General features: G+C 55.4%; 26 protein-coding genes, 1 pseudogene and 1 riboswitch. Of the genes and pseudogenes, 13 read left to right on the top strand and 14 right to left on the bottom strand.

Annotated features, from left to right (window positions below; genetic code table 11):
* Positions 1-6 precede the first annotated feature (6 nt).
* The 6 genes from ACT3TC_RS04035 (at position 7) to ACT3TC_RS04010 (ending at position 5,434) form a co-directional block, all read left to right on the top strand.
* Entirely contained in the window at positions 7-408 is a 402-nt protein-coding gene (locus tag ACT3TC_RS04035; protein ID WP_444630890.1) for a fumarate reductase subunit C, read from the top strand.
* Entirely contained in the window at positions 405-824 is a 420-nt protein-coding gene (frdD, locus tag ACT3TC_RS04030) for a fumarate reductase subunit FrdD (RefSeq protein WP_444639210.1), read from the top strand. Before ACT3TC_RS04035 ends, frdD begins: the two co-directional genes overlap by 4 nt.
* Positions 825-865: 41 nt before the next feature.
* Entirely contained in the window at positions 866-1,726 is an 861-nt protein-coding gene (gene menB, locus ACT3TC_RS04025) for a 1,4-dihydroxy-2-naphthoyl-CoA synthase (protein WP_193054219.1), read from the top strand.
* On the top strand, positions 1,726-2,700 hold the full coding sequence (gene menC / locus ACT3TC_RS04020; RefSeq protein WP_444639209.1) for an o-succinylbenzoate synthase: 975 nt from the start codon (positions 1,726-1,728) through the stop codon (positions 2,698-2,700). Before menB ends, menC begins: the two co-directional genes overlap by 1 nt.
* 18 nt (positions 2,701-2,718) lie before the next feature.
* The gene (gene menE, locus ACT3TC_RS04015) at positions 2,719-4,122 is read left to right on the top strand and encodes an o-succinylbenzoate--CoA ligase (protein ID WP_444639239.1); all 1,404 of its coding nucleotides are present in this window, start codon (positions 2,719-2,721) and stop codon (positions 4,120-4,122) included.
* A gap of 91 nt (positions 4,123-4,213) precedes the next feature.
* Positions 4,214-5,434, top strand: a complete 1,221-nt coding sequence (locus tag ACT3TC_RS04010) for an MFS transporter (protein ID WP_444639208.1) — start codon at positions 4,214-4,216, stop codon at positions 5,432-5,434.
* A gap of 122 nt (positions 5,435-5,556) precedes the next feature.
* Here ACT3TC_RS04010 and ACT3TC_RS04005 read toward each other — a convergent pair whose 3' ends face one another.
* Positions 5,557-6,414, bottom strand: coding sequence for a PhzF family phenazine biosynthesis protein (locus tag ACT3TC_RS04005; protein WP_444639207.1), 858 nt, complete (start codon positions 6,412-6,414; stop codon positions 5,557-5,559).
* A 66-nt stretch (positions 6,415-6,480) separates the two neighbouring features.
* Here ACT3TC_RS04005 and ACT3TC_RS04000 point away from each other — a divergent pair.
* Positions 6,481-7,404: pseudogene (locus tag ACT3TC_RS04000) on the top strand (aminotransferase-like domain-containing protein); the annotation flags it as partial.
* An 89-nt stretch (positions 7,405-7,493) separates the two neighbouring features.
* Here ACT3TC_RS04000 and ACT3TC_RS03995 read toward each other — a convergent pair.
* The gene (locus ACT3TC_RS03995) at positions 7,494-8,354 is read right to left on the bottom strand and encodes a LysR family transcriptional regulator (RefSeq protein WP_087110977.1); all 861 of its coding nucleotides are present in this window, start codon (positions 8,352-8,354) and stop codon (positions 7,494-7,496) included.
* A gap of 135 nt (positions 8,355-8,489) precedes the next feature.
* Between ACT3TC_RS03995 and ACT3TC_RS03990 the strand changes: the two genes are divergently transcribed.
* The 3 genes from ACT3TC_RS03990 (at position 8,490) to ACT3TC_RS03980 (ending at position 10,682) form a co-directional block, all read left to right on the top strand.
* On the top strand, positions 8,490-9,122 hold the full coding sequence (locus ACT3TC_RS03990; protein ID WP_444627078.1) for an ankyrin repeat domain-containing protein: 633 nt from the start codon (positions 8,490-8,492) through the stop codon (positions 9,120-9,122).
* The gene (locus ACT3TC_RS03985; RefSeq protein WP_264298659.1) at positions 9,119-9,253 is read left to right on the top strand and encodes a hypothetical protein; all 135 of its coding nucleotides are present in this window, start codon (positions 9,119-9,121) and stop codon (positions 9,251-9,253) included. Before ACT3TC_RS03990 ends, ACT3TC_RS03985 begins: the two co-directional genes overlap by 4 nt.
* 241 nt (positions 9,254-9,494) lie before the next feature.
* Positions 9,495-10,682, top strand: a complete 1,188-nt coding sequence (locus ACT3TC_RS03980; RefSeq protein ID WP_444639206.1) for an amidohydrolase — start codon at positions 9,495-9,497, stop codon at positions 10,680-10,682.
* A gap of 109 nt (positions 10,683-10,791) precedes the next feature.
* On the opposite strand, the gene ACT3TC_RS03975 is transcribed toward ACT3TC_RS03980, so the two are convergent.
* The 5 genes from ACT3TC_RS03975 to pdxR form a co-directional block, all read right to left on the bottom strand.
* Positions 10,792-11,196, bottom strand: a complete 405-nt coding sequence (locus tag ACT3TC_RS03975) for a VOC family protein (protein WP_444639204.1) — start codon at positions 11,194-11,196, stop codon at positions 10,792-10,794.
* Positions 11,197-11,257: 61 nt separating this feature from the next.
* Positions 11,258-11,950: a uracil-DNA glycosylase family protein gene (locus ACT3TC_RS03970; protein WP_444639203.1), complete on the bottom strand. Its 693-nt coding sequence runs from the start codon at positions 11,948-11,950 to the stop codon at positions 11,258-11,260.
* A gap of 31 nt (positions 11,951-11,981) precedes the next feature.
* The gene (gene pcsA / locus ACT3TC_RS03965; protein ID WP_444639202.1) at positions 11,982-12,707 is read right to left on the bottom strand and encodes a phosphatidylcholine synthase; all 726 of its coding nucleotides are present in this window, start codon (positions 12,705-12,707) and stop codon (positions 11,982-11,984) included.
* A gap of 181 nt (positions 12,708-12,888) precedes the next feature.
* Complete coding sequence (locus ACT3TC_RS03960) at positions 12,889-13,497, bottom strand: DNA-3-methyladenine glycosylase I (protein WP_444639201.1); 609 nt, start codon at positions 13,495-13,497, stop codon at positions 12,889-12,891.
* A gap of 37 nt (positions 13,498-13,534) precedes the next feature.
* A complete protein-coding gene (pdxR, locus tag ACT3TC_RS03955; protein ID WP_444639200.1) occupies positions 13,535-15,013 on the bottom strand; it encodes a MocR-like pyridoxine biosynthesis transcription factor PdxR in 1,479 nt (492 codons plus the stop codon).
* A gap of 93 nt (positions 15,014-15,106) precedes the next feature.
* Between pdxR and ACT3TC_RS03950 the strand changes: the two genes are divergently transcribed.
* A complete protein-coding gene (locus ACT3TC_RS03950; RefSeq protein ID WP_444639199.1) occupies positions 15,107-15,562 on the top strand; it encodes a GNAT family N-acetyltransferase in 456 nt (151 codons plus the stop codon).
* Between the two features lie 76 nt (positions 15,563-15,638).
* On the opposite strand, the gene ACT3TC_RS03945 is transcribed toward ACT3TC_RS03950, so the two are convergent.
* The 3 genes from ACT3TC_RS03945 to ACT3TC_RS03935 form a co-directional block, all read right to left on the bottom strand.
* Entirely contained in the window at positions 15,639-16,136 is a 498-nt protein-coding gene (locus ACT3TC_RS03945) for a 6,7-dimethyl-8-ribityllumazine synthase (protein ID WP_087110995.1), read from the bottom strand.
* A gap of 109 nt (positions 16,137-16,245) precedes the next feature.
* A riboswitch (FMN riboswitch) is annotated at positions 16,246-16,411 on the bottom strand.
* Between the two features lie 336 nt (positions 16,412-16,747).
* Positions 16,748-17,596 (bottom strand): ABC transporter substrate-binding protein, encoded by an 849-nt coding sequence (locus ACT3TC_RS03940; protein ID WP_444639198.1) that lies wholly within the window; start codon positions 17,594-17,596, stop codon positions 16,748-16,750.
* Positions 17,597-17,818: 222 nt separating this feature from the next.
* Positions 17,819-18,007: a YqaE/Pmp3 family membrane protein gene (locus ACT3TC_RS03935; protein ID WP_444639196.1), complete on the bottom strand. Its 189-nt coding sequence runs from the start codon at positions 18,005-18,007 to the stop codon at positions 17,819-17,821.
* A gap of 471 nt (positions 18,008-18,478) precedes the next feature.
* Here ACT3TC_RS03935 and ACT3TC_RS03930 point away from each other — a divergent pair, with 471 nt between their 5' ends.
* Both ACT3TC_RS03930 and ACT3TC_RS03925 read left to right on the top strand, forming a co-directional pair.
* Positions 18,479-20,758, top strand: coding sequence for a diguanylate cyclase domain-containing protein (locus ACT3TC_RS03930; RefSeq protein ID WP_444639194.1), 2,280 nt, complete (start codon positions 18,479-18,481; stop codon positions 20,756-20,758).
* Entirely contained in the window at positions 20,736-21,551 is an 816-nt protein-coding gene (locus ACT3TC_RS03925; protein ID WP_444639193.1) for a putative bifunctional diguanylate cyclase/phosphodiesterase, read from the top strand. Before ACT3TC_RS03930 ends, ACT3TC_RS03925 begins: the two co-directional genes overlap by 23 nt.
* A 2-nt stretch (positions 21,552-21,553) precedes the next feature.
* Here ACT3TC_RS03925 and ACT3TC_RS03920 read toward each other — a convergent pair whose 3' ends face one another.
* From ACT3TC_RS03920 to mobA, 4 genes are read right to left on the bottom strand one after another with little or no spacing between them, the layout of a single operon-like run.
* Entirely contained in the window at positions 21,554-22,585 is a 1,032-nt protein-coding gene (locus ACT3TC_RS03920) for a CobW family GTP-binding protein (protein WP_444639192.1), read from the bottom strand.
* A gap of 3 nt (positions 22,586-22,588) precedes the next feature.
* Positions 22,589-23,581 (bottom strand): GTP 3',8-cyclase MoaA, encoded by a 993-nt coding sequence (moaA, locus tag ACT3TC_RS03915; RefSeq protein WP_444639191.1) that lies wholly within the window; start codon positions 23,579-23,581, stop codon positions 22,589-22,591.
* Entirely contained in the window at positions 23,578-24,825 is a 1,248-nt protein-coding gene (gene moeA / locus ACT3TC_RS03910) for a molybdopterin molybdotransferase MoeA (protein WP_444639238.1), read from the bottom strand. Before moeA ends, moaA begins: the two co-directional genes overlap by 4 nt.
* Complete coding sequence (mobA, locus tag ACT3TC_RS03905; protein WP_444639190.1) at positions 24,822-25,424, bottom strand: molybdenum cofactor guanylyltransferase MobA; 603 nt, start codon at positions 25,422-25,424, stop codon at positions 24,822-24,824. Before mobA ends, moeA begins: the two co-directional genes overlap by 4 nt.
* Between the last annotated feature and the right edge of the window lie 96 nt (positions 25,425-25,520).

Below are 25,520 nucleotides of genomic sequence, written 5' to 3'. Positions count from 1 at the left end.
AAGGGTATGGATAAGTCGACATCTCAACGCTTTGTGCCGTTAAAACGTAACTGGTGGCTGAAACTTCGCTTTTTTAAACTCTATATGCTGCGTGAAGCGACGGTGATACCGCTGGTTTTTTTCCTGCTCTGCCTACTGGCGGGCATGGTCGCGCTGCTCCAGGGCCCAGAGAGCTGGCAACGATGGATCGCCTTTATGGGATCTCCCATCGTTTTGCTGCTCAACCTTTTGGCGCTAGCTGCTAGCCTGTTTCACGCGGCGACCTTTTTTGTGCTGTTTCCTCGCGTTATGCCGCTGCGCATCGGTAACTACCAACTGCCGGATAAGGCGATTGTGGCGGGGCAGTGGGCGGGCGTTCTGGCCGTACTGCTGCTGTTCATCTGGCTGTTTGGGAGGACGTCTGTATGACTAAACCAACCATGAATATGCCAGGCACGGACAGTCAGCGCACGAACCAGCCTCCCCACCGCCAAGCCTACGATGAGTCGCTGTGGTGGGGGCTATTCAGTGCAGGTGGCGTCTGTTTTGCTGTGCTACTGCCCTCTGCCATCCTGTTTTTTGCCGTGCTGCTTCCCTTGGGCTGGCTACCTGCCAACGCACTCAGCCATGAGCGTGCATCGGCACTGCTATTCAGCGTGCCAGGCTTTCTATTTGTTGGTGCGGCGGTCTGTTTGCCGCTTTTTCATGCCGCCCATCGCCTGCGCCACGGAATGTTTGACCTTATTTTGGGCCGCGATACCACCAATAAAAAGCTGATGTATGGCGCTGCGGCGCTGTTAAGCCTTCTGGCACTAGGGCTGGTCGTGGCAGGTATGTTGCGCTAAGCCCGAAAGACGCCAATACATAATGAATCAGGGAACTTTGAATGATCCACGGACTTACAGAAGCGGAACTCTATCAACCGGTTGAGTGGCAGGACCACTCCGGCGACTACCAGGATATTCGGTATCATGTCTCTAAAGAGGGCATTGCACGCATTACCATCAACCGCCCAGAGGTGCGTAACGCCTTTCGCCCCTTGACGGTTAGCGAAATGATTCAGGCGCTTGGTCGCGCACGTCACGATAGTCGCGTCGGCGCGATTTTGCTCACCGGCGCAGGCGATAAAGCATTCTGCTCCGGCGGTGATCAGCGCATTCGCGGTGACTATGGCGGCTACCAGGATGAGCAGGGCACTCATCACCTGAACGTGCTGGATTTTCAGCGTGATATTCGGACCTGCCCCAAGCCGGTTGTCGCCATGGTGGCAGGCTACGCGATTGGCGGTGGGCATGTGTTGCATCTTATGTGCGACCTGACCATTGCGGCGGATAACGCGGTTTTTGGCCAGACCGGCCCCAAGGTAGGCTCTTTCGACGGCGGCTACGGTGCCTCGTATATGGCGCGCATCGTGGGCCAGAAAAAAGCCCGCGAAATCTGGTTTTTGTGCCGCCAGTACAGCGCTGCGCAAGCGCTGGAGATGGGCCTGGTCAACCACGTGGTGCCGCTGGATGAGCTTGAAAAAGAGAGCGTGCGCTGGTGTCGGGAGATGCTGCAGCACAGCCCCATGGCGTTACGCTGTTTGAAAGCGGCACTGAATGCCGACTGCGATGGCCAGGCCGGGCTGCAGGAGCTAGCGGGTAACGCCACTATGCTCTATTACATGACCGATGAAGGCCAGGAGGGGCGTAACGCGTTTAATGAGAAGCGGCCCCCGGATTTCTCACGTTATCCGCGTAACCCTTAATGCCATTAGCGCTTTACCGCTACGCGCTGCCACTTCGCCAGCCGCTGCTGTTTAACGGCCAGCGGATCACGCAGCGAGAAGGGCTGCTGGTGTCGATTAACGGGCAGTGGGGTGACATTGCGCCACTGCCTGGTTTTTCAGCAGAAACCTTAACCGATGCCGAGACCGAAAGCAGGGCCTGCCTAACCGCCTTGAAGCGCGGTGAAGAAGCAGTGCCCACGCTCCCCTCGGTACAGTTCGGGTTCGACTGTGCACAGCACGTTTGGCCCCCACATTGTCCCGCCGCGTTAGCGCCTTACCCACTATTACAAGGCGAGCCCGTATCGCTGATCGCGATGCTGGATAGCGCGTTAGACAACATACGCAAGGGCGGGCAGCCGCCACCTTCGCGCCTCAAACTCAAGGTAGCGCGTTACGCAATGAGCGACGAGCTAGCGCTGGTCGCCAGGCTGTCTGAAAAGCTGCCCGCTACCCAACTGATTCTGGATGCCAACGGCGGATGGACGCGTGAGGAGGCCACGCGATTTTGTCGACAGCTACCGCGTGAACAGATCGACTATCTGGAAGAGCCCTGCCCCACCTTTGCTGACGCCATTGCCGTGGCCGATGCAGCGGGTGTGAAGATTGCGCTGGATGAAACGTTGTCACGTAACGCGCCATGGTATTCCCATCCTCATATTGCTGCCCTGGTGATTAAGCCTACGTTGATAGGCGCGCTAAGCGCCTGCGAGGCACTTGTACAACGGGCACGGGAAGATAATCTGCGGGTGGTTATTTCCTCAAGTTTTGAGTCTGACCTTGGTCTCGGCCTGCTGGCTCGGCTGGCCCGCCAATGGGCGCCTACAGAACCGCCAGGGCTGGATACCGGAAACTGGCTGGCTGAACGGGTAACCACCACGGCAGGCGAGGTCGTTGTTGGACGCTTGACGTGCCTCTATCAAGCGACGTGTCTCTATCAAGATATGCAGGAATAACCAGGAGCGTGCCGCGTGATGCAACCTTGCCCCATTAACTATTGGGCCACCGAAACCCCGCAGCATATTGCGCTACACAGTGGCTCAGCGACGATTACTTATCGAATGCTCGATAGGCGTATCGCCGCGTTGGCGCGACAGCTGGCGCAAAAGGGGGTTCAGCCTGGGGACAAATTAATGGCCCCGGCCAAAGGCGCATTGGTCTCGTTATTATTGGCCTGGGCTTGTCTGCGTGTCGGGGTGGTTTTCTGCCCGCTTAACCCGGCCTTTCCAGGCACCCAGCAGCACGCGCTTGCCCAGCGCCTGCAGGCCAGCCGCATTTGTTATACGGAAGGCGAGCGGGGTGACGCGCAGGTAACGTCATCTGCTCTAGTGCCGATCACCCTCGATTTTTCCGAAGAGCTAATTATCGAACAAGCGGTGCAGCTGAATACCGATCAGCGCTGTAACACGATTTTTACCTCGGGTTCCAGCGGTATGCCTAAAGCGGTACTACACCGGCTGGGGAATCATCTGGCCTCGGCCAATGGTTCGGCGGCCTTAATTCCTGTTGACCAACAAAGCGGCTGGCTTTTGTCGCTACCGCTGTTTCATATTGGTGGCTACGCGATCCCCTTTCGCGTATTTCTCGCAGGTGGCCGGGTCATTCTGGATGATGGGAGTGCGCCGCTGGCTGCACGCCTGGAACAACAGCCTATTACACATCTTTCACTGGTACCCACTCAGCTCTGGCGCTTGTTACAAGCAGGTTTTGACCCCGCCAGGACACAGCTGCGCGAACTGCTGCTGGGCGGAGCGGCGATCCCCGCTCCCTTGGTTGAGCACATGACCTCGCTGGGGCTGGCGCCAAAAGTTAGCTATGGGCTATCTGAAATGGCAAGCCAGGTCTGTACGGGGACTCCTACGGCACCAGGTGTTGTCGGCAAGCCTCTTCCGGGGCGCGATGTTCGGATCATCGACAATGAAATACAGGTGCGGGGCGATACCCTGTTTAGCGGCTATTTAAGTAACGGTGCGCTGGACCCAGCCCTAAATGACGAGGGCTGGTTTGCCACCCGGGACAAGGGGTATTTCAACTCTACGGGGGAACTGGTGGTTGAAGGGCGGCTAGATAACGGCTTTATCTCCGGCGGTGAGAACATTCAGCCGGAAAGCATCGAACAGCGGTTGGTGGATCACCCCGGCGTTGCCCAAGCGCTGGTGGTTGCTGTGCCACACCCCGAGTGGGGTGAGCGCCCCGTTGCCTTTATTGATTGGCATGCGCAAAGCAGCGAAGATCAGGCTCTGGCCCGTTGGGTGCGCGAGGCGCTGCCGGGCTTTATGGTGCCCGATGCATGGTTGGCGTGGCCCTCGGTGAAAGGGCTAAAGCCCTCACGCACACACTTTGCAAAACTTGCCCAAGAGCAGTTGGCCGCGACATAACACATCCATTAACGTTCGTTGGCTATGTGAGTTCCCATTCTCGACTCGCCTTCTGAGAAGATGGATCTCTGTATTTTCGATAAGGACATTTATGAGCACTTCTCAAGCGCCGGATACGCGGCGCGCAGGCGTATTTTTAGGGGCGGCGCTCGCTTTCATGATCACCATGGTGGGCACCACGCTGCCCACGCCGCTTTATCCGATCTATCAGCATGAATTTGGTTTTTCGGATCTGATGATTACCGTCATCTTTGCGGCGTATGCGGTGGGGGTCATTTCAGCGTTATTGATTACCGGGCAATGGTCTGATCAGCTAGGGCGCAAGCCGCTGCTGCTTGCCGGGCTTTTCCTGTCAGCGGTAAGCGATATCGTATTTTGGCAAGCCGATGGGTTAGGCATGTTGCTTACCGGCCGCGTACTTTCGGGGCTTTCAGCGGGTATCTTTACGGGTACTGCCACGGTGGCTGTCATGGAGCTGGCACCCCGTTCCTGGGGGCGCTCCAGCACGTTGGTTGCTACCGCCGCCAATATGGTCGGGTTAGGTGTCGGGCCGATACTTGCGGGGGCGCTGGCCGTGCTGTTTGCGGCACCGTTGGTGCTGCCGTTTGCTATTCACTTCGCGTTAGCGCTGGTAGCGGTGGTGTGTATCTGGCGAGCGCCTGAAACGGTTACGCGCCCAGCGAATATCAAACTTCGCGTTCAAACACCTAAAATCCCTCCCGAGGTGCGCAGCGTTTTTATACCCGCGGCTATCGCAGCGTTTGCTGGTTTTATGGTGTTCGGTTTTTATACTGCGGCAACCCCCGCCTTCCTGGGCCAGCAAATGGGCTACACCAATCATGCGTTGATAGGATGTGTGGCAGGGCTGCCGTTTATCGCCTCGACCGTTGGGCAAATGGGTCAGGGGCGGCTGCCGGAGCCTGGAAGATTGCCGATTGGGTGCGCTGTGCTGCTTGTCGGTGTGCTCATCATTGCGTGGGGGATTGCTTTCGAGCAACTGCTGGGCTTCATACTGGGCGCCATCGTTGCGGGCATTGGTCAGGGCATTACCTTCCGGGCGGGCATGGGCGCGATATCGGCGGCCAGTTCCCCTCAGCACAAAGCGGCAACGGTATCGTCTTTTTTCGTTGTTGCGTATTTGGCGATCTCGCTGCCCGTCGTCGGTATCGGCCTACTGGGGATAGTAGCCGGTCAACAAATCACCGCGCTAACGTTTGATCTCATCGTAGCGCTGCTGTGCTGCGTGGCGTTGGTGCTGCTATTGAAGCCACACCGTCCTGGCCGCTGTGCTACTCGCGACGCTGGCCGTTGAGCGGTACTGATGTGGCAAACTTATGCCGCACGCTGTTATTGCCCGTTGGCCGAAAAGCGGCTGGGCAGGATGATGATGCCTGGATCAATCAGTGCGCGATTAGTTGGCTTTCAAGCCGCTTGTTAGTCTCTCAAGTAAAGCTCTCCCTTGCCCACCAGCACAGCACTGCCGCCTACTTGAACCAGGCCGTTATGCAGGGTGGTTTCAATAACGCTGGCGCGGCCCATTTCAACGCCTTGATGAATTGTCCAGTGCGCCGTTTCGTTCGGGGTTGCCAAATACCCGGTTAATGCCGCTGCGGCACTGCCGGTTGCGGGGTCTTCGCAAAGGCCATGTTCTCTGGAAAACATACGGCTGCGTAGCGTTGTTTCTGAGCGGTCAGAATTTTCTCCTGTGTAGAGATATATTTGCTCCGCACCGCTCGGGGCAACGGCCTCTGCCCATATGTTTGCTGAAATGTGTATGTTTTTTAGGGCTGCCAAGTCACTCAGCTCGATCAGATGAAAAGCCAGCCCGCAGGATGAGATAACCGGCGTGCTGACGACCTGATGGGATTGTAAGCCGAGTAATGCCGCCGCCGTTGTCTGGTCCAGTGTACTTGGCGTTATGCTGGCGGGTCTTGCGGTCGTAAACACTGCGTTCTCACCCGAGTAGCGAATGGTTAGCTCTCCCACGGGTGGATGAAGCACCAGCGTTTGCGTGCGGCTTACTAAGCCAAGCTCGGCTAGAAGCTGCGCAGTGCCGACGGTCGGGTGGCCGGCAAACGGTAGTTCCTGGGTGGGCGTAAAGATCCGCATCGGGTAGTGGTTTGGCTCAATAGGCGCACTTAAGAAGACCGTTTCGGCAAGATTAAGCTCATTGGCGACTGCCTGCATGGTAGCTGTTGCCAGCCCGTCGGTGTTTAAAAATACCGCCAGCTGATTGCCCGAGAAAGGCTGATCGGTAAATACGTCCAGCAGGTAATATTCAGCGGTTTTCATATCGTTCTCCTTCTCATAATGTGTGCTTCCAAAAGGATTTACGGCCCTACTTTTGTGCCTGGGCAGTCGGTGTCTCGCCCCGCTCAGAGGCCGTTGGATATCTCTCAATGGGATCAGGTGCTGGAGTTGATTGCTACACAGAGTGACGATAATCGACTTCTGTTGGGCCGCCAGCGTGCCCAACCTTGATTATGAAACGCAAAACCACTGTCGAAAATTCTCGCTGGCCTGCATCGCAGCAGTGATGTTAATGGATTTAATTACGACAAGTTAAGCGGTAGCCCCGAGCTTCGCCAGCAGGTGGCCAAGCTTGCCGTGGCTTCAAACTGTCTGCTTCACCCCGATGACCTTCTGATCACCACGGGCTGCCAGGAAGCGCTTGCCATTGCGCTGCGCACGCTCACTAAGCCCGGCGATGTGGTGGCGGAGGATTCACCGAGCTTCTACGGCACCATGCAGATTCTCAAGGCCAGCGGGTTAAAGGCCTTGGAAATACCCACCGACCCGCAAACCGGTATCAGCCTGGAGGCGTTGGAGCTAGCCCTTGAACAGTGGCCGATTCGTGCCATACAGGTGACGCCTACGTTCAATAATCCATTGGGTTATACGATGCCCGAGGCGCGTAAGCGGGCGCTGTTTCAGCTTGCCCAGCGCTTTGATGTTGCGATTATTGAAGATGATATCTACGGCGATCTGGCCTTCACCTAGCCCAGACCGTGCACTATTAAATCCTTTGATGACGACGGGCGCGTACTGCTGTGCAGCGGTTTTTCCAAAACGGTGGGGCCAGGCTTGCGGGTCGGCTGGTTAGCGCCGGGGCGCTATCGTGATCAAGCGCTATACATGAAGTACGTCTCGACCGGAGCGTCGGCCACATTACCGCAGCTAGCGGTGGCAGAGTTCGTCGCCAAAGGGTACTACGAGCGCATTAAGTCCAAACTAAAAGGCCTGAGCCCGGTGCAGTACCGAACTCAGGCCTTATCCGCTTAGTGTTTTACTGTCCAAGTTTTTGGGGTCAGTTCAGATGAATGAGTCTTCTATATTGTCGACGACCGATGGCACCACCATCCCTAAGAGGCCTATCGCTCAACCTCATCCGCAAGTATCTGAATGATCTCGGATACGAAAGGACTGTCTTGGTCCGCTTGGTGGATTGCGATTTCCATGGCGTCAACAGCAGGCAAGGTCGGAACTTCTTGCATGCCAGAATTGACCACGCGCCTTGGAAGAAGACTAATCCCGAGACCGGCATTGACCGCGCTCAGCAGGCCGGCGAGGCTGGAACTCGTGTAAACAAGATGCCATCCGCGCCTGACGTTATCGAGGGCAGTAATCATTTGGGCGCGATACAATCCATCCGAAGGAAAGGCAACAAGCGGCAGCGGGTCGCAATCGGCCAGCGCATGATTTTTGCTTTGATACCAGGACAGCGGCTCGGGCCAATGCATTACTCCGCGGGCCTCGCCGCGATGCTGTTTGACCAGAACTAGATCCAGCTCCCCTCGATTATAGGCACCGTATAGATTGCGGCTCAGACCACTGGTAACTTCCAGCTTCAAGTTCGGATGCTGCCGGACAAGCGCCGCAAGTACTTGTGTCACCCGGCCCGAAGCGAAATCCTCGGGCAGACCGAGCCGAAGGGTGATATGACGCGCTACTCCAGACACGACGGCGGCAGCTTCCGCGTTCAGTGCCAGGATACGACGTGCATAACCCAGCAGTCGCTCGCCCGCCTCGGTGGGTGTGATGCTATTGCGTCCGCGATCAATCAAAAGCCCGCCTGCCACCTCTTCCAGCCTCATTATCTTCTGGCTGACCGTTGATTGAGTTGAGTTCAATTGCCGTGCTGCGGCTGTAAAGCTGCGCGTGTCGACCACCGCCACGAAACTGCGCAACAGGTCGGAGTTGAACGGCTTATTCGATTTATCACTGGTTTTCATTCAGATATTTAATTTCCAAATGACTTTTTTGTCCACTATATTTTTGTCTATGATTTTTATCAGCAAGAAGGGACTTTTATGCGCAGCCGCTTACAGGCCACTTTCGCCTTCACTCTCCTCGTAGGATGTATAACCATGATTGATTCCGTTGCTTTTGGCGGAGTCCCTGTCGCTCAGGCTAACCCTTTGCTGATCTCCGCTGCTGAAAACGATGATATCGCTGGTGTTCGAGAAATGATCGCCAGCGATATACAGCTCGACGCGAGGGATAGTCGTGGGCGGACAGCATTACTCGCTGCAACCCATGCGAACCGAGTTGAGACCGCTCGTCTACTTATTAGCGCCGGGGCTGATGTGAACGCTAAAGACGACATCGAAGATAGCCCCTACCTCTATGCGGGCGCGCGCGGACATCTGGAAATACTGCAGATGACGCTATCCCATGGCGCTGATTTGGCGAGTGTCAACCGCTATGGCGGTACGGCGCTGATTCCTGCGGCGGAACGGGGGCATGTGGAGACTGTTCGAACCCTAATAGAGGCCGGCACGGATATTGATCATGTCAACAACCTCGGCTGGACGGCGTTGCTGGAGGCTATCATCCTCGGCGATGGCGGACCGCGATACGGAGAGATTGTGGGGCTGCTGGTCGACGCCAACGCGGACGTGAACCTGGCTGATAGGGAAGGGATCACGCCGCTGCAACATGCGCGACAACGCGGGTATGCTGACATCGCTAGTTTGCTAGAACAGGCGGGTGCGAAATGAATGACAAGGCGTATCTGGACGAGGCGATCAATCTTGCCCACAAGAATGTTGCCAATGGAGGGCGTCCATTCGGTGCCGTGCTGGTCACGGATGGCAAAGTGATCAGCCGAGCTGTCGCAGCCGCTTGGTGATCAACAATGGGCCTCTATCCAGCATCTGCCTCCTGACGACGCGGAGCAGTCTGACCTTTATCGTAATTGGGCTGGGTGTTCGGCGAAAAATGCCTAGCCACTTGGCATTTTATCGATTGGATCGTTGATTTACCTCTTCGAGGAAAATGGCACTGTCCTGATTCTATCGGAGGCACGAGCAGTTCCTCCTGAGCAGAGCTTAGTCGTATGACTCCAAAACCAGAATTGGAAACACACTGATATGAATGAATTCATTTACGCCAACGCTTTGACCCCTGATGGCAACAAAAGTGATCTCGCCACGCGCGATGGGTGCTTCGTTCCTATCGATACTGTCTCAACCGACGCCAAAAAAATCGATCTTGATGGACTGACTGTCCTTCCCGTTTTTGTGGAGGGCCATATTCATCTCGATAAGAGCTTTGTTGGCGACGGTTGGTTTCCTCATCGTCCGGTTGGCTCCCTTCGTGAGCGGCTTGACGTTGAAAAGCGCCTTCTATCCAGCGCATTGCCGGTTGTTGAACGCGCCGAGGCACTGCTCGCGCAGGCTCACTCTTTTGGCACGGTAGCAATGCGCAGTCACGTTGATATCGACCCAGTGCTCGGACTCGATAATCTGAATGCCGTCGTTGCTGCCTGCGAGATGTGGAAGGGCCGGGTCGACGTAGAACTCGTTGCTTTTCCGCAGGCTGGCATTGTGTCTAGTCCCGGTACAGCGGATCTGCTCGATGCCGCCATGCGTGAAGGCGCGACAGTGGTAGGCGGGCTTGATCCTACCGAGTTTGACGGTGATGCAGATGCGCATCTTGATGTGGTGTTTGGCACGGCCGAGCGCCACGGTGCGAAAATCGACATCCACTTGCATGAGCACGGAGCAGGCGGTATCAAGCAGATTGAGCGTATTGCCGCGCGAGCGGCAGCAGCCGGTATGTCGGGCCTCGTCACCATTAGCCATGCTTACGCACTTGGCGATGTGAGCCGTGATGAGGCACGTCGTGTGTCGGCGATCCTCGCCGAAGCGGGCGTTTCTATACTAACCAATGCGCCGGGAGATCATCCGTTCCCACCGATCGATGTACTACGCGCGGAAGGCGTTCATGTATTCGCGGGCAATGATAATATTCGCGATGCATGGTGGCCTTACGGCAATGGTGATTTGCTTGAACGCGCGATGCTGATCGGCTACCGCTCCGGTCTTTATACCGACGAACAACTGGGTGTCGCTCTTGACATGATCTCGGTGGACTCCGCAAGGGCGATTGGTCGTGCGCTACCGGGATTCGCAATCGGTGACGAGGCGAGTTTTGTGATTGTGGACGCACTCAATGCTGCAGCCGCTGTAGCATCACCGCCCTCGGAGCGAATGCTGGTCCAACACGGCAAAATTGTTCAACCAACTCGCCCATCGATTCGCTCGCGATTGCTTTGAAATGGCACACGAGTTTGCCCGTGCGAAAACTCAAGATAAGGACAATAATGTTGAATTTATCTTTTATCCACTCCCCGCAGGCGCGGGGATGAACCTCTTGGCTAGTAACTCACGTCAGATCCATAAAGGGATTGTAGGCGACTTCCCAGTAGTGGCCTTCCGGGTCGCGAAAATAACCGGAGTAACCGCCCCAGAACACTTCTTCTGCTGGTTTGATTAGCTCGGCGCCTGCGGCAATCGCTTGTTGAAGCACTTGTTCAACGGCCTCTTGGCTGGCGACGTTGTGGGCCAGCGTGATACCGCTGAAACCATCTTTTGAGTCATCGGTAATGCCGATATCGCTAGCCAATGATGCTCTCGAAAACAGCGATAGCCAGGCACCTTCCATCTTGAAAAAGGCCACCTCGTCGCTGTCTGTCTCATGTTCTGGCAACTCCAGGCCATCCCGGTAAAACTGTATGGCGCGCTTTAGGTCATGCACGCCGAGAGTAATCAGGCTGATCTTGGGTTTCATGGCGGTGCTCTTCTTTGTAAGTTATTTTACATCGGCCGTTGAGACGGGCGTTCCTACGCTGTCACAGGGTGAGGTTGTCTTGGCGCACGTCTAGCTGTTCCAGACGCTGTTTCAAGAGGCCCGGAAAACGGGCATACCAGGTTTGGTTGAGCGGGGAGGGGTGCGGCAGCGGATAAAGATTAAAGGTTTGCTCTTTTCCATGATCACCCTCTAACGTCACCTCGATGCTACTTTCAAAGCGGTCCTCTTGCTTCCAGAAGGCTTCCAGGCGCGCACGCTCCTCTTTTGAGCGGCCGATACCGAACCACAGGAACGCTTCTCGGCCCAGCGTAATCAGCGTTCGTCCTTCCCAGCGCGATATCAGCACTTCGTTCATTAAACCGTGAAAGTGACGCTTAACCTTCATCGACCACGCCTTGTTGCCTAGGGGCTTGTAGGGCACGGTATTGATCCAGAAAAAGTGCTCGCCCACGGCTTTTGATGCTGCAAAGTCTGGCATCGTCTCGCCGTAGAGCTGCTCATAAAGCGCTTTTCTGACCAACTGGCCACCAGCACCGATAAACGGCTCGCCGTGACGTACCTCGTCACGACCTGGGTCGCGGCCAAAAAAGCCGATGCGCAGGTTCGGCTTGCCCAAGCCGATGATCGGCGCCAAGGGATCGCGCTCAAAGCGTTTGTAGACCTCGACATCAATCCCTTCGATGTCTGCCGCCAGGGCTCTGAATTTCTTCTCCTGAGTCGGCGTTAGTGACATCGTGCTACCTCCTTGTTAACCAATGTCGGGTTCAGACGAACCACTCCTGGGCTGTCCGCCATAAGCACATGCCAAAAAAGTAGACCGAGGCGACGCCCCATCCCCATAGTGCCCAAACAGCATGCTCAGAGCTTGGGAGGATAAGAAGCGTTGCGCAGAGGCACCACAACAATGTAACGGCGATATTAAGTGGCATAAATTTGCGCACCCGGAAGGGGTGCAGGAACTTCATACGAGTCACGGTGAGAATGGCCAGTACGATGATGGCGGCAAAGGTAAGCCAAGGCGGGAAGTCGAGAATGTAGAAATAGGCCGCAGCGATATTCCAGGCGGCCGGAAAACCAACAAAATAGTTATCCTGGCTTTTCATATTGGTGTTGCAGAAACAGAACATCGACGAGAGCAGGATAATAAACACCGCCAGCAGTGAAAAACCGGTCGGCAAATCGATAAAGTAGTAGATAAACAGGGCGGGAATAAACGCCCAGGTAAGATAATCAATGACCATATCCAGTGTTGAGCCATCGAAGTGCGGCAGGATGGTTTTCACTTCATACTTGCGCGCCAACGTGCCGTCGAAGCCATCTACCATCATCGCCGCCCCCAGCCAGAGCAGACAAGCCACCGGATTGTCGTCGATCAAAGCGAATAGCGCCATGACGCCCAGTAGTACGCCGCTAGCGGTGAGAGCATGTACGCTCCATGCTTTGCATCGCGATGCGTGAGAGTCTGCTTGCGAAGAGAGCGGTTGAGCCACATTAAACCCCGTTGAGAACGTTATGTTCTGCTGCTGTTTGGTGTATAGATAAGCGTGTCAGTCGATACACTACTACAAGAAGGCGTACCGAGAATACGCAGGCCGTTGAACTGCTCTAAGCATGGCCGTTTCTGACGCCGTCCGCCAGGCGATTGTTGGCGCCCTAACGTATGTAGAAGCCCTAAACGGGCCGCTGAAACTGCAAGCGCGCCTGCTCTACGCGTTCACGTGTTACGCAGGTCAGCGAATGGTCATTGAGCAGCCCCATCGCCTGCATCAACGCAAAGGCCGTAGTGGGGCCAATAAATTTCCAGCTGCGTTTCTTCAGCGCTTTGGAGAGCGCGATGGATTCAGGCGAGACGGTCTGGGTTTGCGGCGCTTTTAACGCATTGTGCGCTGGCTCGAAGCGCCAGAAGAACGCCGCCAGCGAACCTTCCTGTACGACTAATTCCTGTGCCCGTTGCGCGTTATTGATCGCTGCCTCAATTTTCCCACGATGGCGGATAATGCCCGCGTCTTGCAGTAATCGCTGCACATCACGCTCATCAAAACGCGCGACCTGATGAAAATCGAAGTGATGAAAGGCCGCACGAAAGTTCTCGCGCTTGTTGAGAATCGTCCGCCAGCTCAAGCCGGACTGAAAGCTCTCCAGGCAGAGCTTTTCAAACAGGCGCTGATCGTTATCAACGGGAAAGCCCCACTCGTTATCGTGGTAGGGCAGAAACTCCGGTGCACCGCCGCACCAGTAGCAGCGGGCGTGCCCATCGGGGGCGATAAATGCGTTCGCCATAGTGATTCCCCTGTTTTAGTTATAAAAATGTCAGGATTTATAACGATGTCAGATTTAGCCATGCGTGGCTGAGCCAGCGGCCCGCACGTAGTAGCTCATCCTCCGTCGCGCCTGCATAGCCCAACACAAGCCCTGCACGCTGTGGTTGCCCCAGATAGTACCGGGAGAGAGGGGAGAGCGTAATGTGTGCCTGTTGGGCCAGTTCAACCAGGCGCGCTTCTTGATTTAAAGTATCCAACTCGGCGACCAGATGCATCCCCGCATGGCCTGAGGAGAGCTTTAAACCGGCGTCAATAGCCGGGGCCAGTGCACGGCGCAGGCAAGCCTGGCGCTGACGATAGCCCATGCGCATTCGGGCGATATGGCGTGAAAAGTCACCTTTGGCAATGAACTCAGCAAGCGCTGACTGAATGGGATAGTTGCCTTCGCGGTGCAGGCGAGCGTGAGCCAACCGAAACGTATCGGCCAACGCCTCGGGCAGCACGATATAACCCAGCCTAAGCCCTGGATAGAGCACCTTGCTGAACGTGCCGATATAGATGACGGATGCCTGTTCCGACAAGCCCTGAAGCGACGGCGTGGGCGGCGTGTCGTAGCGAAACTCGCTGTCGTAGTCATCCTCAATGACCCAAGCGCCGTGCCTGGCGGCGTGTTCGAGTAAGGCCAAGCGTCGTGGAACCGGCATGGTAACGCCGCTCGGGTATTGGTGGGAGGGCGTCACGTAGATCAAACGCGGCGAAGGCGTATTAGCCGGACAACACACCGGGTTCAGCCCGTCTTCATCGACCGGCACAGGGACAATGTTCAGTCCCGCTGCCAAAAAGCAGGTTTGCGCGCCGCCGTAGCCGGGTTCTTCCATCCACACTGTGTCGCCGCTATCGGTCAGCAGCTGGGCCACCAGCTCGAACGCTTGCTGCGCGCCTTGCGTGATCACAATCTGCTCAGGGCGACAGCGCACTGCGCGGGAAAGCGTCAGGTAATCACCCAATGCCTCTTTAAGCGCGGGCAAGCCGCCATGCGTTTGATAGGAAGGCCATGCCGTATCGGCCTGGCGATAGTGGCGCCTTAAAAGGCGCTGCCACTGAGCGTGGGGGAACAGATCCAGCCCCGGCACGCCCGGCGCAAACGCTTGATAGTGTTGGCTTAGCGTACCGCAACGGTCAATCAGCGCCTGCCCGCGTGTTGAGTAGCTAAACGCCGTTTCCAAAGGTGGCTTGGGATGAGTCGGTAGCGTAGGCAAGTTGGCCACATACATGCCCGCGCCCCGCCGAGAGACCACCAGCCCCTCGGCTAGCAGGCGGTCCATTGCTGCCAGCACGGTATTACGGCTGATACCCAAGCCGCGCGCCAGGTGCCGCGAAGAGGGCAAATGACTCCCGGCGGCCAGTTCGCCGTGTTGAATCCAACGGCGCAACGCGCTGTAAAGCTGATGTACCAGCGTGGTTGTTTCTTGGGTGCCAATCTGTAGCGCCAAGGCATCAATAAGCCATTCACTCGACGGCGTTCGCTGCTTCACTGGTTCCCTCGCTATTTAATAAACTGGTTCTTCACCAAGAGCCACTATAACGAGAGACTTGCCTATTCCCACCTCTTTTTAAGGAGCGCCACTGTGAATAATGTTCGGGCTGCCGTACTTGATGACTTGGACGCGCTTAGCGTGCTGCTGGATGACTATCGCCAGTTTTATCAGCAACAAAGCGACTTAAAGGGCGCGCGCTACTTTTTAAACCAGCGCTTTGGGTTGGGCGACTCGTTCATTCTGGTCAGTGAAGACGCATCGGGGAAAATCAGCGGCTTCGTGCAACTTTTTCCCGGCTTATCGACGGTAGGCATGAATGCACGATGGACGTTGAACGATCTTTACGTACTGCCTGAGTATCGCCGCCAAGGCGTAGGTAGGGCGCTAATGAGCGCCGCCGCCGATTTGGCCCAAGACCACGGTGTTACAAAGCTGGTATTGATGACGCAGGTGGAGAACAAGCGCGCGCAGCACCTGTATGAAACGCTTGGCTGGCAGCGCAACACGGCGTTTTATAGCTATCTGCTGGATGTGAATGAGGCGTGAGTAGAGCAGGAGAAAGCAGGAGAATCATGTTCGCTGGTGAGCGCTTGGCCCGGCATTCGCCGGGCCAGGAGAATGCTTACGCGTCGCTAAGTTTGCGTGCGCGGTGCAGATTTTCCATGGTGTTCAGGCACGCACTGGCGGCTTCCTTACCTTTGGCCAGGAAGTGCTGGAAGTAGAAGTCGTGATGGGTGCTGTGCTCATGGAAATGGTGCGGCGTGAGCACCACCGAAATGACCGGCACTTGGGTGTCGAGCTGGACGCGCATCATGCCGTCGATGACCGCGTGGGCGACGAAGTCGTGGCGATAGATGCCGCCATCTACCACGAAGCCAGCACCGACAATCGCGCCATAGCGGCCGCTTTCGGCCAGTACCTTGGCTTGCAGCGGAATTTCATAGGCGCCTGAAACGGTAAACGTATCTACCTGGTCCGCAGATAAACCGTTGCGCTCCACTTCCTCAATAAATGCCTGGTAGGCCTGGCCGACGATATCGTTGTGCCAATGGCCCTGGATAAACGCAATGCGCTGGGACGTGGTATGTGAGGAGAGTGTTAAAGGAAAGGTCTGATTCATGGTCATTCTCTTGGATAAGTGGTACCAGAATCAGGGCATTCGGCATCCGCCATAGGCATAACGTACGCCTCCAGGGGGCTTTCATCGTGGAATAACGCCGTTGAATGGATGCCGTTCTCTTTCATCCGGACTATCACCGTCGGCTTCGGTTTCTCACCGAATCTGCTGACCTCTCACGGGCAGACCAGTGAGAGCGCTCGCGGGCTTAGGCCGCTTTCGTTAGGAAAGGTACCATCACCGCCGGTGGGGACTTTCACCCCGCCCTGAGAACATTGCTGCATAGCAGCCCACCTATCTTACGCCGATTGTGAATGCGCAGCTAGAGGCCAAGTAAAACCTTGTCGAGCGTGCTGCTTAATCGACCCAATCGGCATTTACCAGTTCGGTAAGCCGTTTGGGACAGGCACTATTGGAGGCGCCTGCGGCGGGCAGTGCTTCGTTATACGTCAAAACGACTCATCACAATAAATGGGCACGTTGGTCGCCAAACTAAATGGACATACGCCGCCCGGGTGACTGGTGAGCTCCATTTTATACGTTAAGCATTGATACCTAATGAAAAGCCCCCGGTCTAGCGACACGGGGGCTTGGTCATGCATCGTGGTAGACGCTTATAGCGCTTCAACGACCTCATCAACTTGCAGTTTCAGGCTCTGCAGGCCGCCGCCGGATAAGTACCAAAGGGCCGGGGTCAGTACGACCAGGCGTGTATCCGGTGTGCCCGCATCTGCTAGCGCTTGCGTTAACGCATCGGAATCAGCGGCCTCGTTACCAATGGCGGCGCTGCGGTCAACCACCAGCAATACGTCGGGTTGGATCTCACCAATGGCATCCATCGTCAGCGGTGTAAAGGTGCGGCTACCGCGCGTTATGCTGGTAACGCTATCCGGCATTTCTAATGTGTTGATACCCAGTACGTCATGGACGACCGGATGGGTGTTCAACCCCAGGTTGCCGTCATTAGAGGTAACCACCAGTACGCGCAACGCTTCATCCAGCGCTTGGCGGTGGTTTTCAATATCGGCATGCAGCTCTTTTAGTGCTTCTTCAGCGCGCTCTTCAACACCGGCATGGCTGGCAAGCTGGCGCACGTTGTCGTCAAAGGCTACCAGGTAATCATCGCCCTGTAGGCTGGTATTGAGCACCGGGGCGATCTCTTCGAACTCCGCTTCCCACTCGCCTTGACGGCCAGTGTAAAGGATAAGGATGGGCTCGCTTGCGGCAACGGCTTCAAGGTCAGGAGAGCGTAAGCCGCCAAGGTCGGTATACGCGTCGTCGTTATAGGTTGACAGGTAGTCGGGAAGAATCTGTTTGGGAATCCCCACGATTTGGTCACTAACACCCAGTGCATCCAGTGTATCCAGGCTGCCTAAATCAAAGGTGGCAATACGTTCCTGGGCATGAGCAACAGAGCTAACCGCTGTGACAAGCAGTGTTGTGACGAGAACCTTGGGCTTCATGGGTATTCCTTTTATGAGAAAAAGTTTTATATGAGACTCTTTCTCATATTGGCAAAAAAATGAGGCGCTGTCGTTACCGTGTTATGGAACAGGACGTTTCATTTTTTCGTTTTGGTGGGACTATCGAGGGTTGGCGTTGTCAGAAGGGGAGCACTTATATGGGCGTTATAAAGCACTATCCCGCCTTACTGGGCGGGATAGTTAAGGTGCTGGGCAGGAGGACTAGCTGCCGGAAGCATTACGAATCTTTTTATCGGTTTGATATTGGCTCAGCGCATAGACAGACCAGATCGCCGCGGGCACCCAGCCAATGATAGTAAGCTGGAGTACCAGGCAGATAAGCCCGGCAAACGGACGGCCGATGGTAAAGAACTGAAGCCACGGCAGTAGCAGGGCGAGTAGCAGACGCATGTCATTCTCTCCTTGATCTAAACAGCGAAAGGTTAAGTAACCGATGGCACATTATTGCAGATTGGCTGATGCTACGCATATTCATTACACCACCGCTGCCAACATTAACTTGCCGTTGGTTGATTGAAGCAATTTTCGTACAAAGCCTGGAAATGCCGTTTTCCCTGGGCGCACAGCGATAATAAAGCCAGGTCATCGTGAGAATAGCAGTGAGAGTTAAGCATAATATTTTTATCTGCTGCCTCTATGCGCCAATGAAAAGCATTTTATGTCTGTAATATGATAAATCGCGCTACTAAAGCATTCTAAATTGATGGAATGAATAAATCGTTTGCCGTTATTCTATCTAACGGTTGGCAGGATAAAGGGTAGTGCTGACGACGTTTACGCGGTACATCATCCTATCAATGTATACGTGCTCTTTTGTTTTCTGGCCAAGGTCGATGCGCTATGCCCGTTGTAGATATATTGATGAGAAAGGACCAGAACACAGAGGGCGAAAAGCCTGCCGATGATGCCTTTCGCCACCAGCGTCGCAATGTCTACGCTCTATACGTTATTGCTTTGCTACTGCTATTTAGCCTATTCGGCTGGTTTTTAAAGGAGCAGCGTGAGCAGGAGATAGCCTCTGCTGAGGCGCAGAGCGATGCGCGTGCCAGCCTGATTGGTGAGTGGGTAGAAAGCATCTTCTCTCAAACGTACCACGTGCTGGTCAGTGTCGCTGACCTTCAGAACATGCCTGATGTGGTCAGCGCCACGCAAATGTCCCGAATGTTAAGCGATCGTCATCGCTATGCCCCCCCGGTCCAACGAGTGGGTCTGTTGGATAGCCAGGGAATCATGATCGCCAGTAGTGGAGATAACCACTATCAGGGAGCGGATTTTAGTCACCAGGATTTTTATAAAGTCTTGAACGACCCTGACTATCCCATGGAGGATATCGTTACGCCGCTTTACTGGTCCAGCGAGGAACAAACCTACTCTCTGATACACGCGTTACGTCTGACAGATTCATCAGGTGCCTTTGCGGGCATGGCATCAGCACGTGTGGCATCACAAGCATTTGCCGACATGGTTAACCAAATGCAGATTCGTCAGGGTGAAAGCATCGCCCTGGTAGATGCCACGCTTACATTAATCGCCCGCAATCCTGGTGACGAGCGCACGCAAACCGGGGGGCAAGTGGAGGGCGCGACCATACAACGCGTCCTGGACAACGGCCAGACCCCGTGGTCGGACGTGCTGTGGTCTTCTCTGGATCAACGTGAGCGAATTTTTTGGATACAGCGCGTTGGAAACTATCCGATATGGGTGGTCGTCGGTATGAATTTGGACGAGGTGTTAGCGGGGTGGCGTCAGCGCGCCGGGATTACCATTGGTATCTTTATCGTTATTACGTTGTTGGGTGCATGGGGAGTTCGTCATTACCTTAAGCGGATAAGGTTAGCTCAGTTATTACAACATCGCCTTAAAGAGCTTGATCAGGCGCGTACCCAAGCCCAGACAGGAGAAGCTCGGCTCAGGACGCTTATTAACTCTATCCAGGACTTGATCATCGTTTTCGACCAAAACAATCAAATCACCTATACGCATGCCCTGGATGAAGGAATGTTGCTGAAAGGCAAAGATAGTCTGTTAGGTAAACATTATAACGAGGTAATACCCGCTGGTTTATCCAAGCGCCTTGATACTGTCTTTGAGCAGGTAAGGCAGCATCGCCAAGCAGTGACGCTTGAATATCAGTTGAGGGTGCCTAGGGGGGAATACTTTTTTCAGGCCGTAGTAAGCCCCTTAGTACATCCTGATGGCCACTTTTCAGGCACGTTGCTAGTCGCGCGTGATATTACCGAAGCCAAACGGAGTGAAGCGGAGCTTAATATCGCGGCCGCCGCTTTTCAGGCGCACCTGGGCATCATCATCGCGGATGCCGAAGGGAAAATACTGAAAGCCAATCCGATGTTTACTCAGATTACCGGCTATAGCGAAGCCGAAGTGATTGGCCGTGACGCAAAGATGTTTAATTCGAACCGTCACGACTCTGGTTTCTATCGTCGTTTATGGCGCAGTGTCAAACAGCATGGCCGTTGGGAAGGCGAAGTTTGGAACCAGCGCAAGAACGGCGATATCTTTCCCGAGTGGGTCGTTATTAGCTCAATTCGCAATGCTGACCAGCAGCTAACCCATTACGTGGCCACCGTTGCCGATATTAGCGAGCGCAAAGCCGCTGAACAGGAGATCCACCAACTGGCGTTTTATGATTCGGTGACGGGGCTGGCGAATCGCCGTCTCTTTATGGACCGCTTGGGCGCAGCGCTTAAAGAGGTGCACCGACATCGCTCTTATGGTGCGCTTCTGCTGATCGGTATCGATCATTTCAAACAGGTTAACGATGTGTTTGGGCACCCTATCGGTGACCGTTTGCTTCAGGGCGTTGCGCGTCTGCTTCATCAACAGCTGCGGGAAAGCGATACCTTGGCACGTTTAGGCGGTGATGAGTTCGCGATACTCATTCAGTCGCTGGATACCGATGCGGCTAAAGCGGCTCAGTTGGCTGAGCTCATCGCCCATAAGTTGATGGTTGCCATACGCCGTACCAGTTCACTCATTGAGCACTCGGTCAGCGTGACGGCCAGTATCGGTATCACCCTCCTGGACTATTCGACCAACGAGCAAAATGAGTATCTTCAGCAGGCGGATATGGCGCTATTTCAAGCCAAGGCGAGAGGCCGTGACACGCTGTGCTTTTTTTGACCCCGATATGCAGGCAGCGCTGTTAGCCTCAACGCATCTGGAACGAGACTTACGGCAGGCACAGGCGCTTGACCAGTGGCAGCTTTATTACCAGCCCCAGGTGGAAGTAAATGGAAAGACGACCGGGGTCGAGGCACTTTTGCGCTGGCAGCATCCCGAGCGGGGTCTTATATCACCCGGGGACTTTATACCGCTGTTAGAGAGTACCGGGCTGATTATTGAAGTGGGTGCATGGGTGCTGGAGAAGGCCTGCTACCAGTTGGCGAGCTGGGCACAGCATGACCGGTTCTGCCACTTGACGATGTCGGTAAATATCAGCCCTCTGCAGTTTCACGATGCTGAGTTTATACCGCGTATCACGGCTATCTTTGAACGTACCCAGGCACCGCTTGACTGCTTAAAGCTTGAAGTGACAGAGTCGCTGTTTGTGGATTCCCGCGACAGCTCCCGCGATAAAATGTTGTTCCTAAAGGCGCTGGGCGTTCGTCTCTCACTGGATGATTTTGGGACCGGTTATTCATCCCTTGCCTACCTGGCTCAGCTACCCTTGGACCAACTGAAAATAGACCAGAGTTTTGTGCGCCAGGTGCTGACCAGTAGCGCGAATGCGGCGATTGTCGAGAGTACCATTGCGCTGGCAAAAAGCCTGAGCCTGGAGGTGATCGCCGAAGGAGTCGAAACGCAGGCGCAGCAGGCGTGGTTATTCGCCCATGGCTGCCACGCCTATCAAGGTTATCTGTTTGGGCGTCCGGTCACCATCGACGCGTTGGAAGCGGAGCTTGATGTTTCTTGATATCAGCCGTTTTGATGAAATGGCGCGGGGGAGAGCATTGACGCAAGTGCCGTGATATCTGGCACCGTACTCGCCAGCGCTTCAGGGATAATGATTTCCAGCCGCGAGTCTTGCCGCCAGGCGCTACTTTCTACGTTTAGCGCACCATCAGCGCGGTTAAGCTGCTGCCAGCCGCTGGTCGTATGAAACACGCCTTTAATACGGGCATCACGGGGTAATTCACCTAAACATTGCGCCAGGCTGTCCAGGTCAAAGTGCTCGTCAGGGTGCCAGCGCAACCCCAAGCTTACATAGCCCAGCGCCACACCGGTTTCCTGCTGTGGTGCGCCTTTGGCTGGCGGAAAATCAAAAAATCCACCCTCCAAACCAGGGGGCGCGGTTAACGTGCGGTGCGCTTCCGGAACGGCCTGGTCGTGGGCAGGGCTTTGGCCACTGTGTGTTAATCGTTCAAGTGGTAGTTCGCCATTGGTAACCGGCTCGATCCATTTACGCGGCGGCCATAAGGCATTGGCAAACTGCTGCGCTGCCTGCTGCTGTTGATCGGTGGCCTGGTCCCATAAAGTGATGGCTACCGCATCGGCAATCGCCAACTGGTCCTGAAACGTTTCATGATTGAGCGCACGCGGGTCATCCAGACGGCGTGGGTCCAGCGTGGCAATAATATCGCGCACATCAACGACAGCGTTAAAGGCCTCGCCGCGCAGCAGGTCCAGCAAACCGGCGGGGTGGCCAAGTCCAGAGGGTTCAATAATCACGCGGTCTGGCTTACTGCGTGCCAGCAGGTTAACAAGCGCTGCCTGCATCACAAAGGCGAGCTGGCAGCACAAACAGCCGCCAGGCAAACCTTTAATAACGATATCGTCGCGTTGCTCAAACATCGCCTGGTCGATACCAATTTGACCGAACTCATTCACTAAAATGGCCCACGTTTCATGCGCAGGCTTTTGTTCAATCAGACGGTGAATGAGGGTGGTTTTACCACTTCCCAAAAAGCCGGTGATGATATGAACCGGCACTTTTGCCAACGCTGCCACGAGTTAACCCCCTGTCATATTCATAAAGCGAACAACCTGAATATCGCCGTCGGTGGTGAAATGGTGCCGCTCGGGTTTGAGCGGTAGCGCATTCACAATCGCCTCTTTTAGGCGCGGCATATCACCGGGATAGCGGCGCAGCACGGCGCGCAAGTCGACCGAGTGTTCGTTACCCAAACAGAGCAATAAACGGCCTTCTACCGTGACCCGCACGCGATTACAGGTGTCGCAGAAGTTGTGGCTGTGTGGCGATATAAAGCCAACCCGGCTGTCACTGTCGGCCATCTTAAAGTAGCGCGACGGGCCTGGCGTGGTTTCGGTGGTTGGGGTTAGCGTATAGCGCTTTTCAATCAGGGCCTGTACATCATCGCTTGAGTAGAAGGTTTCTGCGCGTGAGTGGTCGGACACATCGCCCAGCGGCATCTCTTCAATAAAGCTGATATCCAGCCCTTCGTCACGCGCAAAGTCGACAAGGTCCAGCACCTCATCATCATTACGACCTTTTAAAATAACCGCATTTAACTTGATGCGGGTAAATCCGGCCTCTTTTGCCGCATGGATGCCGTCAATAACGCGTGTTAAATCGCCGGTGCGGGTGAGCTTTTTAAAGCGCTCCGGGTCCAGTGAATCCAGGCTGATATTGAGACGGCGCAGGCCACCTGCGTAAAGCCGTTGGGCATGTTTACGCAGGCTGGCGCCATTGGTGGTCATGGTGAAGTCGCTAAGCCCGGGCAACTGGCCAATGTCATCGACCAGCTGTTCTATGTCCCGGCGTACCAGGGGCTCACCACCGGTCAGGCGAATTTTTTCAACACCCAGTTCGCTAAAGGCCTGGGCGACCATGCTGATCTCTTCAAGGGTGAGCACTTGGGCACGCGGAAGAAACGTCATTTCCTCGCTCATGCAGTACACACAGCGAAAGTCGCAGCGGTCGGTCACCGAGATGCGGACGTAGCTAACTCGGCGACCAAAGTCATCAATTAGTTGCTTAGTCATGGCCATCTCACAAGTGGTTGAATGCAGACTACCTCGCCAGCTTGTGCACCGTCCTGGTCTTCGGGTAGTTCGATCAGACAGTTAGCCGCGACCATCGAACTTAACATGCCGGACCCTTGAGCACCGGTCGTGCGTACGTGGAGCACACCTTGCGTATCGCTATGGTAAATGCCGCGCAAAAAATCAGTACGCTGGTAGCGGCTGTTAAGCACTTCATCTGCGACAGCGTAAAGCCTGGGTGGCGGAGTCATGGCGAATGCCTGCAAGTGATGGAGCAACGGCACGACAAACTGTGAAAAGGTTACCATGACAGCGACAGGGTTGCCGGGCAAGCCCACAAAGGGCGTACGCGACTCTCCCAGCCAGCCGCAGGCCAGCGGCCGCCCTGGGCGTAACGCAACGCGCCAAAACGTTAGTTGGCCCAGTTGTTCAAGGGCAGGCCGTGTAAAGTCAGCTTGCCCTGCTGATACACCGCCGCTGGTGAGCACCAGGTCGCTCACTTGGGCGGCGTGGGATAACGCCTTACGTATCGCCTGCTGATCATCGGGAAGAATCCCCAGATCAATCACCTCAGCGCCCTGTTCGGTTAATAAACCCATCAAGGTAAACCGATTGGCATCATAAATGCGGGCATTCTCCAGCGGCGCGCCAGGCGCTGTCACTTCATCGCCGGTGGAAAACAGCGCCACCCTCGGTGGCCGGACCACACAAACCTGTGCCACGCCGAGCGATGCCAGTAGCCCCATACTAGCGGCATCCAAACGCGTTCCTTTTGGAAGCGCCAGGCTGCCCTTGAGAATATCTTCCCCGGCCAGGCGTACGTTCTGGCCACGCTTAACGCGCTCAGGGTTTGCGATATGAAGGTGCTCGCCGTGCGTTGTTAACTGCTCCTGCATAATGACCGTATCGGTGCCCTCCGGTAGCGGGGCACCCGTGGTAATCCGCACGCAAGCGCCTGGCGGCACGGCGCCCTGAAAACCATGCCCTGCCAAAGAGTGACCGATAAGCGACCATTGGGATGGCTGTGTATCTGGCCAGGCAAGGGCAATACCATCCATCGCGGCGTTGGTACTGGGCGGTACGTTGATCGGTGCCATAATATCGTGCGCCAAGCGGCGGCCATGGGCACGATGCAGGTCAATGACTTCATGGGCAAGCGGTCTTTCAATAAGCGTTGTCAGCGCCTGGCGGGCTTCTTCCACGCTCAGCATCTGGTCGCCAAGTTCAAAGCAGGAGAGCGTCATGGTACGTTCCTGGCGGATAGGCATTGCGCTTCCAAGCGGCTTTTCTCTTCGGCGGTATTGAGATTGGCGAAGGCGTCGGGACAGTCGGACATATCCACACGGCGCATATTATGACGTGCGTACCAGCGCTGAATTTTACGCTCGCCGCTTTTCAGGGCCGCCTGAAGATCATCCGCCAGTGCGGTGCGTATCAAGGCCACCGTAGAATGCAGATACTGACCATCAAACGCCACGGCGATATCGGCGCTTTGTATGCCTGCCAGCATGCGTGCGACCAGGTTGTCCGGGAGAAGCGGCGTATCGCAAGGAACTATCAATAGCCACGGCGTGTTTGCTGCGCGCAGCCCGCTATAAATGCCCATTAAAGGGCCTTGGAAGCCTGATTCCGTATCACTGATCACACGCCCAAACAGGCGGTAGGCGTCAAGGTTACGGTTAGCGCTAATCAGCAGTTCAGCAACCTGCCCTTCAAGCCTGGCCGCTGTGTGGGCAAACAGAGGTAGCCCAGCAAAGGGTTCCAGCCCCTTATCGCGCCCGCCCATGCGGCGGCCTTCGCCACCAGCGAGCACCATGCCGGTTAATGCGTGGGTCGTGATCATTGGCATGTCTCCTCTGGCCGATCAGCCTTGCCATTTCCAAGTGTAGATCCCTTGTCGCTATGATGGCGGCCAAGGGCCTTGCTTGTCTATGCGCTT

The sequence above is a fragment of the Halomonas sp. AOP27-A1-41 genome, assembly GCF_052378605.1.
Lineage (GTDB): Bacteria > Pseudomonadota > Gammaproteobacteria > Pseudomonadales > Halomonadaceae > Vreelandella > Vreelandella citrativorans.
The sequence above is the reverse complement of the archived record's forward strand: the minus strand, read 5'-3'. Positions and strand labels throughout refer to the sequence as shown.